The sequence below is a fragment of the Glaesserella parasuis genome (assembly GCF_002015085.1).
In the GTDB taxonomy this organism is placed as follows: Bacteria; Pseudomonadota; Gammaproteobacteria; order Enterobacterales; family Pasteurellaceae; genus Glaesserella; species Glaesserella parasuis.
The window spans coordinates 54,711-70,575 of the sequence record NZ_MUXW01000003.1; the positions used below are offsets into that span (position 1 = coordinate 54,711).

Sequence of the window (15,865 nt, forward strand, 5' to 3'; positions counted from 1 at the left end):
ACTACATATTGTGTTTTTAATGGTTTAAAGCCACAAGATATAGTGGTTATATAATGAAACAGATCCGTTTTATTTCAGAACAGATTGTGTGGCAAGAAGTCCCCAATGAAACCTCTTTAGCTTTTCTAATTTCAGGTTGTCCTTTAGGTTGTAAAGGTTGCCACAGCATAGAAAGTTGGAAACTTGGAAGCGGTCAGTTTCTCTCAGAAATTTACTTACAACAGCGATTAGCGCAATATCAAGGGCTGATTAGTTGTGTGTTGTTTATGGGGGGAGAATGGTTGCCTGAATTGTTATTGCAACGATTACAGCTTGTTCGTCAGTCTGGTTTAAAAACTTGTCTTTATACAGGATTAGAGCTTGAGCAACTGCCACAAGAGATTTTAGCAGTGTTGGACTATGTCAAAACAGGTCGCTGGATTGCTGAACTTGGCGGGTTAAATTGTATTACCACAAACCAACGATTTATTAATCTTCAAACAGGTGAAGTGCTAAATGCACATTTTAGACAGGATAAACAATGATTAGACTTGAACACTCGCAACTACTCGGCAAATTAAATTTTATCGACCAATACATTCACGCTAAAAATGCGGCGGACGGTTCAAAAATGGACGCTAACGCTAATGTTACCCAAAAGAATTTAGCAACAATGGAACAGGAATTGATGAAGGATTTCTTTGTACAAATCAATCGAGCCAAAGTAAGCGGTAAAATTGCAGAGATTTTTGGTCAATCCCTTGCGGACGAATATCTGCGTCAAATTGAAGCACACGAAATCTATGTTCACGATGAAACCAGTCTGAAGCCTTATTGTGTATCGGTAACACTTTATCCTTTTTTAAGAGACGGTTTAACCAAACTGGGTGGGGAATCTCGAGCACCACAACACCTTGCCTCTTTTTGTGGATCTTTTATTAACCTTGTCTTTGCGATTAGCTCTCAATTTGCAGGGGCAGTGGCAACCGTCGAGTTTTTGACCTATTTTGACTATTTTGCTCGTAAGGATTATGGCGATAATTATCTTCAAACACATCAACACGAAATTGCCAACCATTTACAGCAAGTGGTGTATAGCATTAATCAACCTGCTGCCGCTCGTGGTTATCAAAGTGTCTTTTGGAATATTTCCATTTACGACCATTACTATTTTAATGCGATGTTCGGCAATTTTGTTTTTCCTGATCTCACAGTGCCAAATTGGCAAACCACATCAGCGTTGCAAGATTTCTTTATGCAGTGGTTTAATCAAGAGCGGACAAAAGCGATTTTAACCTTTCCAGTCGTGACAGCGGCAATGCTGACTGAAAATGGCAAATGCAAAGACAGTGATTTTGCCGATAAAATGGCAAAAGCCTTAGCCGAAGGAAATTCCTTCTTTATTTATCAATCGGATAATCCTGATTCGCTTGCATCTTGTTGCCGTTTACGCAATGAAATTGCCGATCACTCTTTTTCTTACTCCTTAGGGGCTGGTGGTGTTGCAACTGGCTCAATTAATGTTATTACACTCAATATGAACCGTTTGGAGCAAGATGGACGAGATTTAGTGACAGAAGTCGGTAAGATCCATCAATATCAATATGCTTACCGAAAGCTAATGGAAGATTATCTCAATGAGGGAATGTTACCTGTTTATGATGCTGGGTTTATCTCATTAGATAAGCAGTTCCTGACAATTGGTATTAACGGAATGGTCGAAGCGGCAGAGTTTCGGGGCATTAAGGTGGGGTACAATTCAGAATATATTGATTTTGTGCGTGAGCGACTATTTGCAATTTATCAAGCCAATCAGACCGCTTGCAAAACCTACGGCGTGAAATTTAATACCGAATTTGTCCCTGCGGAAAATTTAGGGGTGAAGAATGCGAAATGGGATAGGGAAGCGGGCTATGTTGTACCGAGAGAGTGCTATAACTCTTATTTTTATGTGGTGGAAGATGAACAAATCAATGCGTTAGATAAATTCCTATTACACGGAAAAGCGTTGGTTGAATACCTTGATGGAGGTTCGGCATTACATCTGAATTTAGAAGAAGCCTTAAGCCAGCAGAGCTACCGCTCACTATTAGACATTGCGGCAAAAACAGGCTGTAACTATTTTTGTATCAATGTGAAAATCACCCTATGTAATGCCTGTGACCATATTGATAAACGTACCCTTTCGCAGTGTAGCTGTTGCGGTTCTAAAGACATCGATCACGCAACCAGAGTCATTGGCTATTTAAAACGTATTTCGTCTTTTAGTTCTGCTCGTCAAAAAGAGCAGGCGTTAAGGCATTATCATCGCCAAGCAGCATAATAAAAGGGGCGTATGCCCCTGATATTAATGAACCTTTGGCTTTTCCGCCATTTTAGGTGTGGCGAAATGGCTATGTAAAAAGAGTGTAACAACTCGTAGATATTCAATAATTTCTTCGCCAGCGTCTAGCAATTCATCATTTTTATCTTCTTCACTATAACCTAATTTAGCGATTTCATCTAAATCATCAATGGCTTCGCCAACTTCGTTGGTTTCTTGCTGTAAAGTGGGCTGTGCTAAACCTAACCCAAGTAAAAAATGCCCTGTCCATTCAGCAATACCATCTGCCATTGCAAAACCGTCTTCTTCATTTAACCACAATGAAAAAAGCGTATTCGTTTCATCAAAACTTTCGCTAAGTTGTTGATAAAATTTGGTTAATTTTGCAAGTGGAGCTTGAGAAAATGCGTATCCATCATTGGTAAATTGATAGGTTAATGTTTTCCAAGACTCATCTTGAATACCGCCAGCGATTAATCCACTTAAAAAACCGTGAAACTCAGCAGGGGTGTAGTCGATTTGTAACTCAGAAATCAGTTGTTTAAAGTCGTTTGATTGTGAAATTGCCATATTAGATTATTTGTGATTTGTTCAAAGGGTGGCATAATAGCAAAAATTTTTGTGTTCGTAAGGATTTCTCAACAATGTCGAAAAATAACATTGAATTATCGCTCTTTGGACAAGTGCTACGTTTATACTGCCCGCCAGAACAACAAGAAGCGTTATTGGCTTCAGCCAAGCGGTTAGAAGATCGAGTTGCAGAGCTAAAAGAGCAATCTGGTATTATTCAGCTTGAAAAAGTGTTGTCGATCGTTGCCTTAAATCTCAACTATGAATTAGAACAAGAACAACGCAAAAATGCTGAAAATAAAAATGTGTTAATGGCGTGTGTAGAGCAGTTAGACAGCTCTCTTGCAAAATTCCAATCTAGTGGGATGGATTCGGTTTCTGTTGGTCAAGAAAATAACGAATAAAGCGAATTTCTATGATTTTATTGATCTGAACACTAGGAAAAATTAGCAAATTCCGTTAGTATTCTCTTTGCCTGAGGTGTGCGTTGTTAGTTACGTCCCTGAGCCGATATTTAAAACACTTTGAGTTGAGCTCTTATATTGTTGGTGAGCAGGCTCGTTTACGAGAAGCCTAAAAACGATAATGTTCGACTCCCTTGGACCGTCTGGTTCAAGGACCACAACTGATGACGGCACTTCGGGTCTTTTTTATGAACGATATTTCTCCACTTTCTATAAGCGAACAACGCTATCAACTTCGCAAGCAGATGCGAGCCAAACGTCTAGCCTTAACCGCTGATGAACAAGCCTTTGCGGCACAAGATATTATCCTAAAATCATTAGAACTCATTGAACGTTATTCCGCTCAACATATTGCCTTTTATTTGCCATTTAACGGTGAAATCTCACCGCTTGCGTTAATGGATAGACTTATCAAACAAGGCAAAAAAATCTATCTTCCCGTGCTACACCCCTTTTCAGCCAACCAACTGCTTTTTCTCCAATATCAAGGGGAAGCACAGTTAGAACGAAATCGCTTTGGGATTTTGCAACCGAAATTAGATGTACGAAATGTGTTGCCACTCAATGAGTTAGAGATGATCTTCGTCCCACTGGTTGCCTGTGACACACAAGGCAATCGGCTGGGAATGGGTGGCGGCTTTTACGACCGCACCCTTTCTCAAGCTAAACAGTTAATCAGCGTTGGGTTGGCTCATCAATGTCAGCAGTTGGAGTATTTGCCGTTGGAGAGTTGGGACGAGCCGTTGGATTATGTGGTGGTAGGAAATCAAGCCTAAAACCGTTTTTCCACCGTCAAAAACCATTCTCCAGTTTTTCTTGAATAGAAATCAGGCATATTGCTTCGAATTTTCACATAACTAAAATTCAGCTTCGGCATTAACCCTTTCCAAGTCCATTGTTTATTCCACAATGACCAATTCGCCCGATATTCATTATCGACACGCTTATAGCCGTAAAGGTAATGTTTCCCTTCAAAATTGCGTTTGGCATAGCCTCCGCTGAGTTCGCTGCCCCAATTTTTCCAACGGTAAATAACACCAAGCGTTCCCCCAATTTTATGGGAAGAAGAGGCTTTTTCTTTAGTTTGATCTCGATTAGCTTCAATACTTGCAAAAATTTGCCAAGATCTGACCGCTTGCCAACGTAATGTCAAAGCGCCACTGTTTTGAAAACCATTATAACGGCTGGCAGTTAAACTATCGTGATAACGTTTTTGACTATGCGTTAAACGAGAGGATACGATCCATTTTTGCGTTAAGTAGCGATAACCGTGCAATGTTGTACCGAATTGTCTGCTATAACGTGGGCTACCTAACCAATTTTGTTCAATAAAAGGTGTAACGCCTAAGCCCATTTTGGCATTGCGATATTGATAGCCCAAACTAAAACGGAGCGATTGTTCGCTGTAATCCTGATTATCCCAGTAGTAAACCCCGCTGTAATGAACTGAGCCGTTAAGATAGTGATTACCTGCTAAGTTATGAGCTTTTGACACGCCAATACCGTAACGAAAACCTTCCGCTGATTGCGGTAAAGCGGTTTTATCTTTGACAAATTGCCGTCCATTGATATTTACCACAGACGAAGAGGAAGCATTATTTACATTATCGGTACGCACATATTGTAGGCTGAAATCTGGTTGCCAACTCTGCTCTTCCGCCATTCTAGCCAAATAACGTTCGGTCAGCTGCTGCATTGGCAGGGCTAAATTTGCTTTCGCCATTGTAAGTTGTTCGGTAGCTTGGCGGTATTGTTGATTTTCGTAAAGCATTACTCCTAAATCAAAACGAGGGTAAGCCAATGTTGGCTGTTGCGCTAAAACCGCTTGATAATGTTCAATCGCCTCAGGATAACGTTGCTGCCCGTAATAAAATGCCCCTAAAGCATAATGAACAAGGGTTATATCGTAATGAGATTGTTGTTGATAAGCCTGTAACAATGTCGGTAAACGCTGCCACTGTTGTTCGATAATCGCTTGGTTTATTTGAGCTTCAAGGCTCTGCGGATTAGGCAATGACAAAACGGCTTTTGGGGAAGCGGTCAGATCCGCCGATTTTTTTGCAAATTTTTGCTCAAAACCGACCGCTTGTGACAATCGTTCAAAGCTCACAGGATCAGCAAAAGGATTCGCCAAAAGTATCGGGCTTACAAATAAAAGAATAAAAGTGAATTGAGATGATTTCATATAGGCAATGTAGCAAGGCGAACGAACTGTCCGCCCACAAATTGATAAAATGGGCGGATATCAAGATCCGCCCCAACAAAAGAGTTATCAAATTATTTTTGGATCTCGCCACGAGTGCCTGCTAAGCCGTAGTTATTACCATCTAATGACATTTTACCGCCAATTTCTTCAGCGTTTGGTCCAAAGAATTCTAGACGATAGTTACCATTGCTATTAGCTTTACCCGAAAGTGCTGTTCCATTAATATTTGCCTCACCAAGAGTTACTTGACCAACCGGCAATCCTGATACAGAACCCGAACCTACACGAGTTGCGAAATCAACGTTATAAGTTAGATCACCGGCAGTTTTACCTTCAAAGGCTTTACCTGAGTAAGTTGCAGCTCCCTCATTTGGAATTGCATCTTTTTGAGTTTTCAAACCTTTAACTTGAATATTACTAAATGAAGATTCATCGATCCAAGAACCGTTTAATAATCCTTGTCTTGCACTGTAATCCCCTGAAACAACAGAATATTTTTGGTTGTAGAGTGTTTTCCCTGTGGTTGTTGTGCCACTCCAGCTTGTACAGACAGAATTTACACAACTATTGCTAGCAGATGATGAGGAAGAATAGTTTAAATGGTTAAATCCTTGCTGGTAAGTATTTTCAGAAAACCCTTTTGTACTATCAATTTCCCTTTGTAATCGAGCTTGCTCTTCTGCAATCTTTTTAGCTTTGAAAACTTCTATTGCTTTAGGTAACTGTTCTAGTGTTCCATTAAGATTATCTTGTGCTACCTGAGTAGCTTCTTCATCAGTTAAACCAGCTTGTTTTGCAATCGCAATAAAACTTGCTAATTTTTCTTGACGAGCTTTTTCAGCTGCCAAACGTTCCTCCTCTGCTTTAATCTTTGCTTCTTGAGCTTCTTTTGCAAGACGTTCCGCTTCTTGCTTTGCAGCGTCTGCTTCAGATTTTGCTTGTTCTGCAGCAATTTTAGCATCTTGAGCTAATTTCATCGCATTATCTTTTTCTGCTTCTGCGGCTTTCTTAGCATCATTTGCTTCAGTAGCCAAACGCAAAGCCTCTTCTTTTTGTTTATTGGCATCAGCAAGTGTGGCTTTAGCTTCTGCTGCAGCTCGGATAGCTGCGTCTTTATCGGCTGTTGCCTGAATTAATTGAGCTTGGGCTTCTTTTAAATTCTGGTTTGCTTGTTCTTGTGCAGCAAGGGCTTTTTCTTTTTCGCTATTTGCTGCTGGAATTTGCTCTTGTATAGTTTTTAATGTTTCATCAGCTTGTTTTTTAGCTTCGATAGCTTGAGCAGTTAAACTTTCCGCTTCAGCTTTTGCTTTCACTGCATTATCAAGAACGATTTTAGCATCAGCAGCAGCTTTTTCTGCAATGGTTTTATTTTTTATTGCATTATCTAATTGAGTTTTTGCAGCAGCTGATAATTTTTCTGCTTCTGCTTTTTCTTTTAGAGCCTGTTCTGCTTTAGCTTGAGCTTCTGCAGCTAATTTTTCTGCCTCTGCTTTTTCTTTATTTAAACGGGCTAATTCTTCTTTAGCTAATGCTGATTGTGAGGAAGCTACTTCTGCTTCTTTAGCTTTTTCCGTAGCTAAACGTTCGGCTTCCGCTTTTTCAGCGGCTAATTTATCAGCTTGAGCCTGTTGTTCTGCTGTTTGTGAGGTATTCCGGTTTACGGTGCTATCTGATGAGCCTCCACCACTACTTCCACAAGCAGTTAAACCTAAAAGAATCAAGCTCGCTAAAGTTACTTTTTTCAATGACATAAGAGTTTCTCCATAAAATAAAAATGCTAAAAATAGCCTTGTAATTGTCCTTTTTCTAAACAATGATTTATCAATCAAATTATTTAAAGCGTAAATCGTTTTATTGATAAAAAAGATTTACAGCTATTCATAATGCAGAAATGCACTCAGAATCCGATAAAACAGGCTTTAGCAAAAGATTAAAAGTCGCCTTAGAATTGGCTGGGCTTCAATCTTTATCTTTAGCTGAAATTTCAAACAAATTTAATCTTCGTCACCCGAACAAGCCTGTTACACCACAAGCGGTACATAATTGGCTGATTGGGCAGTCTATTCCTACGCCTGATAAAATCGAAACCTTATCGAAATGGTTAAATATCAGCCCTGAATGGCTACGTTATGGAAAAGAGCATTTTGAAGGGGAGAGCCTTTCTCAAAATGAAATTTTAATGTTGAAATATTTTCGTAATTTACCTGCTAACCGCCAGCAAGCGATTTTGGCATTACTACACGAATTTCATAAATAGATAAAATGACTGGCGTTAATTCAACGAAAACAGCATAATTCCATCGTTTATTTAGTGAGATTAATCTATGGAACTCAAACTTCCCCCTCCCTTAGTTGCACTAATTTGTGCAGTAATTATCTATTTTCTACCGAACTATGCAGAACCTAACTGGGTATATCAGAGCTTTGCGGTCATCTGTTTGATATTGGGAATTGGTGTTGATCTTTGTGCATTGTGGGCTTTTTTGCAAAATAAGACGACAATCAACCCGCTTGCTCCCAATAAAACATCAGCTTTAACAACACAAGGTATTTATCGCTTTAGTCGAAATCCGATGTATTTAGGGTTGCAAGTCTATTATCCGCTTGGGCGTTTTGGTTAGGAAATACGTTCGCATTGCTTGTCGTGTGGGGATTTATTGCTTATATAACCCGTTTTCAAATCGAGCCGGAAGAACGGATTTTAGAACAGAAATTTGGAGAGAGTTATCGCCAATATAAACAAAATGTTGCTCGTTGGTTGTAATAAATAAAGGGGCTGTATTAGATTAGCCCTAAATTCCACACCATTTTCTCAACGTTTTAAGTTGCTCTTTTGGTGTTCCAAAGTTAAATCGAAATTCACATTCTTTAAAGAATAAAGGGAAACTTTTTCGATCAATCCCATTATATTTTCGGAGGAATAGTAGACAAAATGGTTGCTATGCCATATAAAAAGCAGTGTTATGTAGCAAGTGCTATATAACACCGATTAAACGCATAGTTTGTAAAACATTAACACATTTGTCTACTATGTCATTTACTTCGGTAATCTCTGACACTTTGGACAATAGAAACTATTTCGTTGCCCGATTACCTTAGCTTCAATAATAGAGCCACAATCGTTACATTCCTCGCCTTTGCGACCATAGACTTGTAATACTTGGGCGAAATATCCAGGTTTTCCATCGGGTTGAATAAAGTCTTTCAAAGTCGTTCCTCCTTGGATAATCGCTTTTGTCAAAACCTCTTTAATCACAGTGACTAATCTCTCACACTGTTTCGCGGTTAGATTTTGTGTGGCTAATTCGGGGTGGATTCCAGCCATAAAAAGTGATTCGCAAGCATAGATGTTGCCCACGCCAACGACGATAGCGTTATTCATAATGAAGTTTTTCACAGCAACCGTTTTATTGCGACTTTTTTCAAATAAATAACCGCTTGTAAAGGCTTCTGAAAGAGGCTCTGGTCCTAAATTTGCTAATAACTCTGCTGTTTCAGCTTGCTCTGCCCAAAGCCAGGTTCCAAATTTCCGTGGGTCGTTATAACGTAAGATTACGCCGTTTTCTGTGATGAGATCGATATGATCGTGCTTATCTATCGCCTTATTCTCTTTGACCGATAAAATACCCAACGATCCCGACATTCCTAAATGAACTAAAATATCGCCCTTATCTGTCTGAATAATTAAATACTTAGCTCGGCGGTAAATCTTAATTATCGTCGCCCCTTGCATAGTTGAAAGCTCTGAACTCACAGCCCAACGTAATTTCGGCTGACGAACAATAATCTCTTTGATCTTCTGCCCTACAAGGTAAGGCGAGATGCCTCTCATACTTGTTTCGACTTCGGGTAATTCTGGCATTGTTTTTCCTTATAAAAAAGGGGCGAAAACGCCCCTATACAACAAAATAAGATGAATTAATCTTTTTTCACTTTACCAACCACATAACCAATCACACAGCCAACAAGTGCAAATGGCAACCACTCCATTGAGTAGGCTTTAAGTGGAAGTTGAGCAATAAATTCAACGCCTGCCACAGATAAGATTGAAATGACCGTTACAAATACAATCGATAAACCTTGTGCTAAACGTGGTAATGGGAAGAATAAGTTCACTAATAATACCAACAATGCAGTCATTGAAATCGGGTATAACACAAGTAATACAGGTACAGACTTGCTAATTACCGCATTTAAACCTTGGTTTGCTAAACCGAAGCCGATTAACGTGAAAATCACCGCATAAACTTGGTATGAAATTTTCGGGAAAATGCTATTGAAGTAAGCTGATGTTGATACAATCAAGCCAATCGCTGTGGTTAAACACGCAAGAGTTACGATGAAACCTAATACGGTACGACCTAATTCACCAAAGGCTTGGGTTGTGGTTTCATTTAAAATAAATACCCCTAAGTTTTGCCCTTTAGCAGCAACGTCTGCCACTGTTTCTGCACTTAATGGAATTTTATAACCGATCCAGCCGATAGAAATATAGATAACGGCTAATGAAATTGCAGCGACAAAAGAAGCGTAAGTCGTTTGTTTAACTAAAGATACGTTGCTATTTGCATTTTTTGCTTTAATACCATTGATCACTAACACAGAGAAAGCAAAGGCTGCTAATGCGTCCATTGTTTGATAGCCTTCTAAGATACCGCTTGTTAAAGGTGATTCTAAGGTTTTAGCTTCTGCTGTTTCAACGCCTGAGAATAGAGCTATCGCTTTGATCACTAAGGCAATAATTAGAATTAATAATGCTGGGGTTAAAATTGAACCAATGCGGTCGATCATTTTGCTTGGGTTTAGACTTAACCAAAGTGATAAACCGAAATAGATAGCTGTGAAAATAAATAGCGATGTAGAATCAGGCTCACCTACAAACGGCACAATTGCCATATCATAAGCGGTCGCTCCCGTACGCGGAATTGCGAAGAATGGACCGATTGTCAAATAGATTGCCGCTAAGAGAAGCAACGAAATCGCTGGGTGGATATTTTCAAGGGCTTTTTTATAACCACCTTCGTAGCAAGCTGCAACGATAGTTGCGATTAAAGGTAAGCCAACACCTGTTAAGGTAAAGCCTAAAATTGCAGTCCAGAAATCTGCTCCGCTATCGAAACCCAATTTCGGTGGGAAAATTAAGTTACCTGCCCCGAAGAAAATTGCAAACAGCATAAAGCCGATGACAAAGATATTTTTAACCATAATGTATTTCTCTAGTTTATTTTTGAAAAGGGATTTATTATCCACAATAATAGATAAAAATAAAGCTGAATTTTGCCTATTACAAAATTCAGCTTTTATTTATTTTTTGAAATAATTAATTCATATATAAACCGCCATTCACATGAATGGTTTCACCGTTGATATATGCTGCATCATCAGAAGCTAAAAATGCCACCGCTTTTGCAATATCTTGTGCTGAACCAAGTTTGCCTGCTGGGATTTGGCTTAAGATCGCATTTTTTTGATCTTCGGTAAGTTCGTCTGTCATATCCGTTGCGATAAAACCTGGGGCAACCACGTTTACCGTTACGCCACGAGAAGCCACCTCTTTAGCCAGTGATTTAGAGAAGCCAACAAGACCCGCTTTCGCCGCACAGTAGTTGGTTTGCCCTGGGTTACCCACTGAACCTACCACCGAACCGATAGAGATAATACGACCGCCTTTTTTCATCATCGGACGTAATACCGCTTTAGATAAACGGTAGATTGATGTTAAGTTGGTTTGAATAATGTCGAACCAGTCATCTTCTTTCATACGCATCAATAAACCGTCACGAGTGATCCCTGCGTTATTCACGAGAATATCAATGTCGCCAAACTGTTCTTTGATTTGAGCAAGCACTTGCTCAATTGAGGTAAGGTCAGCCACGTTTAACACTAAGCCTTTGCCTTTGTCACCTAAGGAAGCTGAGATTGCCTCTGCCCCTTTTTCTGAGGTTGCCGTGCCAATCACGAATGCACCTTTAGACACTAATTCTTCAGCGATTGCACGCCCAATTCCACGAGTTGCTCCCGTGACTAATGCGATTTTGTTTTGCATGTATATTTTTCCTAATTGAATTTAACCATTTCCCCCTTTGAAAAAGGGGGGGCTAGGGGGGGATTTTAAATGGTACGGGAAAATATCCAGATCTTTAAATCCCCCTTAATCCCCCTTTTTCAAAGGGGGAATTTTTTAATTAAAACACCGCCGCCTCAAACGATGCCACATCATTTACCGCTCTTGCCGATAACTCTTTCACAATACGGCTTGTTAAGCCTGTTAAGACTTTATTTGGACCGATTTCATACAGTGTTGTTACGCCATCTTGTGCCATTTTTTCGACAGTTTCTGTCCAACGAACAGGGCTATAAAGCTGGCGAACTAACGCATCACGAATTTTATCTGCATCAGTTTCAACGGCTACGTCCACGTTGTTAATTACTGGAACAAGCGGTGCGTTTAACGAAATATTTTGCAATGCCGCCGCTAATTTTTCTGCCGCAGGTTTCATTAACGCACAGTGTGAAGGCACGCTCACCGCTAACGGTAACGCACGTTTTGCGCCTGCTTCTTTACATAATTCTCCTGCACGCTCTGCCGCTGCTTTTGTGCCTGCAATCACCACTTGACCTGGTGAGTTAAAGTTTACCGCTGAAACCACTTCGCCGATTTCACTTGCTGCTTGTTCACACGCTTTGATGATCGCATCGTTATCTAAGCCGATAATCGCAAACATCGCCCCAGTACCTGCTGGCACAGCACTTTGCATTGCTTGACCACGCAATTCGACTAATTTGATTGCATCTTGGAAATCCAACACGCCGGCACAAACTAACGCCGAATATTCGCCCAAGCTATGCCCTGCCATTACAGCCGGTTTTTGCTCAGGGAATTTTTCTTGCCAAATACGGTATAGCGCAACAGAAGCTGCCAATAACGCAGGCTGGGTGCGTTCAGTTTTACCCAAATCTTCCGCCGTGCCGTTTTGGACTAAATCCCATAAATCATAACCAAGCACATCGCTTGCTTGTTTGAAGGTTTGTTCTACCACAGGGTAAACAGGTGCAAGATCAGCAAGCATACCAACCGCTTGTGAACCTTGCCCTGGAAATACCATTGCAAATTTAGACATTGTTTGTTCCTCTTTTAAATTTGTAAAAATTTGTTGAAAATTAACCGCTTGATGATGGACACACGCAGTGTGTCCCTACTTTTTAATCGGGTGAATAATATAATTTACCGATTTCAATACGCTGGCGACCTGTTTCTAAACGCCATTTATTCGTGTCACGCAATGAATAAACGCAACCGCAATACTCTTGTTGGTAAAAACGCTCGCGTTTGCTGATTTCGATCATACGTTGTGAACCACCACCTTTACGCCAGTTGTAATCCCAATAAACCACATCATCATAAGCCGCTGCCGCACGGTGTCCGCAGCCGTTGATTTGGTTCATATCTTTCCAACGGGAAATCCCTAAACAACTCGTGAAAACAGGGTAGCCGTTTTCGTGAGCATATTTTGCGGTTTTCTCAAAACGCATATCAAAGCACATTGTGCAACGAATACCACGCTCTGGCTCCCACTCCATACCTTCTGCTTTCTTGAACCACTCTTTACGGTCGTTTTCATAATCGTCATCGACATCAATAAACGGAATACCGTGTTTTTCCGCAAAGCGAATATTCTCTTCTTTACGAAGCAAGTATTCTTTGAGTGGGTGAATGTTTGGATTGTAGAAGTAGATCGCAAATTCGATCCCTGAAGCGTGAATAGCTTCCATTACTTCACCTGAACAAGGCGCGCAGCAAGAGTGTAATAAGAGCTTGTTGTGTCCATTTGGCAATTCTAGTTTTTCACGCACAAAAGGGGCGTTTGGATCTTTGCCTTTACGAGTTAATTTGCGTTTTTGTTGTAACGCTTCTTTGTGGGCTTGGGGTTGGTTGGTTTGTTCTGTCATTGTTAATATATAAAACGTAGGGACACACTGCGTGTGTCCGTTGTAAAAATGAGATATGGTTTATTTTGCGGACACACGCAGTGTGTCCCTACAAAATTGTTTAATAAGATCGATCCACCGACAAATACGCCAATGAGATCAACGCTTGTTTATATTCACTTTCTGGCAAAATGGCGAGTGCATCAACAGCTTTTTGTGCTTCCTGTTTTGCTCGTTCCATTGTGTAATCTAAGGATTTATGCTCCGCCATAATCGCTAAAATCTCGTCTAGGGCTTCACGTTTTCCGCCCTGTTCAATCGCTTCACGGATTAATGCTGCTTGTTGCAGATTACCGCTTCGCATTGCGTGTAGCAATGGCAAGGTTGGTTTACCTTCGGCTAAATCATCACCGATATTTTTGCCTAATTGTTCAGCATTTGCACTGTAATCTAAAATATCATCAACCAGTTGGAATGCCGTACCAAGATAACGACCATAATCACGCATCGCAATCACAGTCGCTTGATCCGCACCTGAAACAATCGCAGAGCATTGACTTGCCGCTTCAAACAGACGAGCGGTTTTACTGTAAATCACTTGCATATAATTTGCTTCGGTAGTTTCAGGATTATTGACGTTCATTAATTGCTGAACTTCGCCTTCGGCAATCACATTAGTGGCATCAGACATCACTTGTAACACATCAAGAGAACGCAGACTTGCCATCATTTGGAACGCTCGGGTATAGATAAAATCACCCACAAGCACACTTGCCGCATTACCAAAACGGGCATTTGCCGTTTCACACCCACGACGCATATCCGACTCATCAACGACATCATCGTGTAGCAAGGTTGCCGTATGAATAAACTCAACAAAAGCCGCACAGGTAATATGCTCTTGACCTTTATAGCCAACCGCATTTGCAGCCAATACTGCAATCAACGGGCGAATACGCTTACCGCCACCGCTAATAATGTAATGTCCAAGTTGATTAATCAGAACAACCTCTGAATTAATTTGAGCAAGAATAGCCTGATCGACTGCCTGCATATCTGCTTTGACGAGAGTTAAAATTTGCTCTAAGGAAAGTTGCGTTGTCATTATCGTTATCTTTTCGTTACAAAATAAGGCAAGATTTTACCTCAATGGCTCCGTCGTATCAAAAAAAGAATGCAAAAAAGCGGTCTGTTCCGATCAGAAAAGTGCAAGGTTTATGTGAACAAATAGACATAATTAATGCTTAGACTCAACATAAGTATAAATAATCATCTCTGACTATCTTTAGAGTAAAATCATTTAGTCGCTATAACATATGATTTTGATACCATTGCGCTAATAAAATCCCTGCATTTACAGCCACATTCAGCCCACTATTGAGAGAATTAGCAAATGAGAGCTGAACAATACTATCTTCAGGATATTCAACTTCATTTGATATAACTTCACTTAAAACAAATACAATCTTTTTAGATAATACTATTCTAGATAAATGTGGCGCTTGCCTTTGGCGAGTTAAATGCACAATTTGATAACCAGCCTTACGTAACTGCATTAAGGCAATGTGTTTATGTTTTGTCTCTAAGGGATACACAAATTCTAGACCGCCTTCAGCAACACGAGCAGCATTACTTGAATTCAGTATGTCATTATTTTCTACAATAATGCCTTTTATTCCATAAAAGGCACAAGTACGTATAATTCCCCCTATATTTTGAGCATTATTTACACCATCTAATAGTATTAAGCAATCATGTTGTCGTTCCAGTTGTAAATAGCCTTCTAACGAGAATGGTGTAGATTTTTTTACTAATAAACACATACCACCGTGATGCTCTGTTCCTGTAACTCTCAGCATTTCTTCAGTATCTACTAAATGATATGCCTTTTTATGATCTGCAAGATAGCTTAATAACGCTCCTGTTTTTTTGGCACACTCAGAGGTAATCCATAAACGAACGATAGCTTCAGGGCGTTGTTGAAAAATAGCAGAACAAGCATGTTCTCCATAAACTTTCATTTCACTGGCTCGATTATTACGGATTTTTTCTGGTGCTCTTGGAGATAGGGCACCACTTTTACTTTTTATAGGTTTGTTTCTGTCTTTTACACTGACTTTTACAAAGCCCTCTTTACTAGATTTGTTAGCTTCAGTTGTATAAATCGATAAACTTGGTTTGTCTTTGTAGTGCTCATTTTTTGATGTTTGAACATAATCTTGTTGTAGTGAAGATTTTTTCGTTTTAAATTTAAGAGGTTGGCATGCTTTTACTGACTTAAAACTAGGGGGGTTAGGATTGAATTTATTGTTCATCATTTTCTTAATAAAAATTACATTTGATAGGTGATTAATGAATATTAAACGGAAATATAAAAAGTGTCGGTAATAGAAA

At 39.9% G+C, this 15,865-nt stretch carries 17 protein-coding genes, 1 other RNA gene and 1 pseudogene; 8 read left to right on the top strand and 11 right to left on the bottom strand.

Going from position 1 to position 15,865, the window contains the following annotated elements; translation table 11 throughout:
- Positions 1-53 precede the first annotated feature (53 nt).
- Together nrdG and nrdD are read left to right on the top strand one after the other, a co-directional pair.
- On the top strand, positions 54-524 hold the full coding sequence (gene nrdG, locus B0183_RS01740) for an anaerobic ribonucleoside-triphosphate reductase activating protein (protein ID WP_078208237.1): 471 nt from the start codon (positions 54-56) through the stop codon (positions 522-524).
- On the top strand, positions 521-2,302 hold the full coding sequence (gene nrdD / locus B0183_RS01745) for an anaerobic ribonucleoside-triphosphate reductase (protein ID WP_078208238.1): 1,782 nt from the start codon (positions 521-523) through the stop codon (positions 2,300-2,302). Before nrdG ends, nrdD begins: the two co-directional genes overlap by 4 nt.
- Positions 2,303-2,326: 24 nt before the next feature.
- Here nrdD and B0183_RS01750 read toward each other — a convergent pair whose 3' ends face one another.
- Entirely contained in the window at positions 2,327-2,872 is a 546-nt protein-coding gene (locus B0183_RS01750; protein ID WP_021117366.1) for a UPF0149 family protein, read from the bottom strand.
- 74 nt (positions 2,873-2,946) lie between these two features.
- On the opposite strand from B0183_RS01750, the gene B0183_RS01755 reads away from it, so the two are divergent.
- From B0183_RS01755 to B0183_RS01765, 3 genes are all read left to right on the top strand, one after another.
- On the top strand, positions 2,947-3,276 hold the full coding sequence (locus B0183_RS01755) for a cell division protein ZapA (protein WP_071610381.1): 330 nt from the start codon (positions 2,947-2,949) through the stop codon (positions 3,274-3,276).
- 65 nt (positions 3,277-3,341) lie between these two features.
- Positions 3,342-3,522: non-coding RNA, 6S RNA (gene ssrS / locus B0183_RS01760), on the top strand.
- A 2-nt stretch (positions 3,523-3,524) separates the two neighbouring features.
- Positions 3,525-4,112 carry a 5-formyltetrahydrofolate cyclo-ligase gene (locus B0183_RS01765; protein ID WP_041603256.1) on the top strand — a complete coding sequence of 196 codons (588 nt, stop codon included), beginning with the start codon at positions 3,525-3,527 and terminating at the stop codon, positions 4,110-4,112.
- On the opposite strand, the gene B0183_RS01770 is transcribed toward B0183_RS01765, so the two are convergent.
- Positions 4,109-5,521 carry a surface lipoprotein assembly modifier gene (locus tag B0183_RS01770; RefSeq protein ID WP_078208239.1) on the bottom strand — a complete coding sequence of 471 codons (1,413 nt, stop codon included), beginning with the start codon at positions 5,519-5,521 and terminating at the stop codon, positions 4,109-4,111. The genes B0183_RS01765 and B0183_RS01770 overlap by 4 nt on opposite strands.
- A gap of 92 nt (positions 5,522-5,613) precedes the next feature.
- Positions 5,614-7,293, bottom strand: coding sequence for a factor H binding protein domain-containing protein (locus B0183_RS01775; RefSeq protein WP_021119228.1), 1,680 nt, complete (start codon positions 7,291-7,293; stop codon positions 5,614-5,616).
- Positions 7,294-7,433: 140 nt separating this feature from the next.
- Here B0183_RS01775 and B0183_RS01780 point away from each other — a divergent pair, with 140 nt between their 5' ends.
- The 3 genes from B0183_RS01780 to B0183_RS12910 all read left to right on the top strand — a co-directional run bounded on the left by B0183_RS01780 (position 7,434) and on the right by B0183_RS12910 (position 8,306).
- Positions 7,434-7,799, top strand: a complete 366-nt coding sequence (locus tag B0183_RS01780) for a transcriptional regulator (protein WP_005713990.1) — start codon at positions 7,434-7,436, stop codon at positions 7,797-7,799.
- Positions 7,800-7,866: 67 nt separating this feature from the next.
- On the top strand, positions 7,867-8,163 hold the full coding sequence (locus B0183_RS01785) for a methyltransferase family protein (RefSeq protein ID WP_234802015.1): 297 nt from the start codon (positions 7,867-7,869) through the stop codon (positions 8,161-8,163).
- 14 nt (positions 8,164-8,177) lie between these two features.
- Positions 8,178-8,306, top strand: a complete 129-nt coding sequence (locus tag B0183_RS12910; protein ID WP_261468051.1) for a methyltransferase family protein — start codon at positions 8,178-8,180, stop codon at positions 8,304-8,306.
- A 28-nt stretch (positions 8,307-8,334) separates the two neighbouring features.
- Here the strand turns inward: B0183_RS12910 and B0183_RS01790 are convergent.
- The 8 genes and pseudogenes from B0183_RS01790 to B0183_RS01825 form a co-directional block, all read right to left on the bottom strand.
- Positions 8,335-8,460, bottom strand: a pseudogene (locus tag B0183_RS01790) (IS1595 family transposase); the annotation flags it as partial.
- Between the two features lie 119 nt (positions 8,461-8,579).
- Entirely contained in the window at positions 8,580-9,404 is an 825-nt protein-coding gene (gene mutM, locus B0183_RS01795) for a bifunctional DNA-formamidopyrimidine glycosylase/DNA-(apurinic or apyrimidinic site) lyase (protein ID WP_075604743.1), read from the bottom strand.
- A 56-nt stretch (positions 9,405-9,460) separates the two neighbouring features.
- On the bottom strand, positions 9,461-10,747 hold the full coding sequence (gene brnQ, locus B0183_RS01800; protein ID WP_021114065.1) for a branched-chain amino acid transport system II carrier protein: 1,287 nt from the start codon (positions 10,745-10,747) through the stop codon (positions 9,461-9,463).
- A 115-nt stretch (positions 10,748-10,862) separates the two neighbouring features.
- A complete protein-coding gene (fabG, locus tag B0183_RS01805) occupies positions 10,863-11,588 on the bottom strand; it encodes a 3-oxoacyl-ACP reductase FabG (RefSeq protein ID WP_010786301.1) in 726 nt (241 codons plus the stop codon).
- Between the two features lie 139 nt (positions 11,589-11,727).
- On the bottom strand, positions 11,728-12,663 hold the full coding sequence (gene fabD, locus B0183_RS01810) for an ACP S-malonyltransferase (RefSeq protein WP_021114064.1): 936 nt from the start codon (positions 12,661-12,663) through the stop codon (positions 11,728-11,730).
- An 82-nt stretch (positions 12,664-12,745) separates the two neighbouring features.
- Positions 12,746-13,492 (bottom strand): epoxyqueuosine reductase QueH, encoded by a 747-nt coding sequence (locus B0183_RS01815; protein WP_021114063.1) that lies wholly within the window; start codon positions 13,490-13,492, stop codon positions 12,746-12,748.
- Positions 13,493-13,592: 100 nt separating this feature from the next.
- Positions 13,593-14,576, bottom strand: a complete 984-nt coding sequence (gene ispB / locus B0183_RS01820) for an octaprenyl diphosphate synthase (RefSeq protein WP_021112652.1) — start codon at positions 14,574-14,576, stop codon at positions 13,593-13,595.
- A 202-nt stretch (positions 14,577-14,778) separates the two neighbouring features.
- Entirely contained in the window at positions 14,779-15,786 is a 1,008-nt protein-coding gene (locus tag B0183_RS01825; protein ID WP_005714004.1) for a TrmH family RNA methyltransferase, read from the bottom strand.
- Between the last annotated feature and the right edge of the window lie 79 nt (positions 15,787-15,865).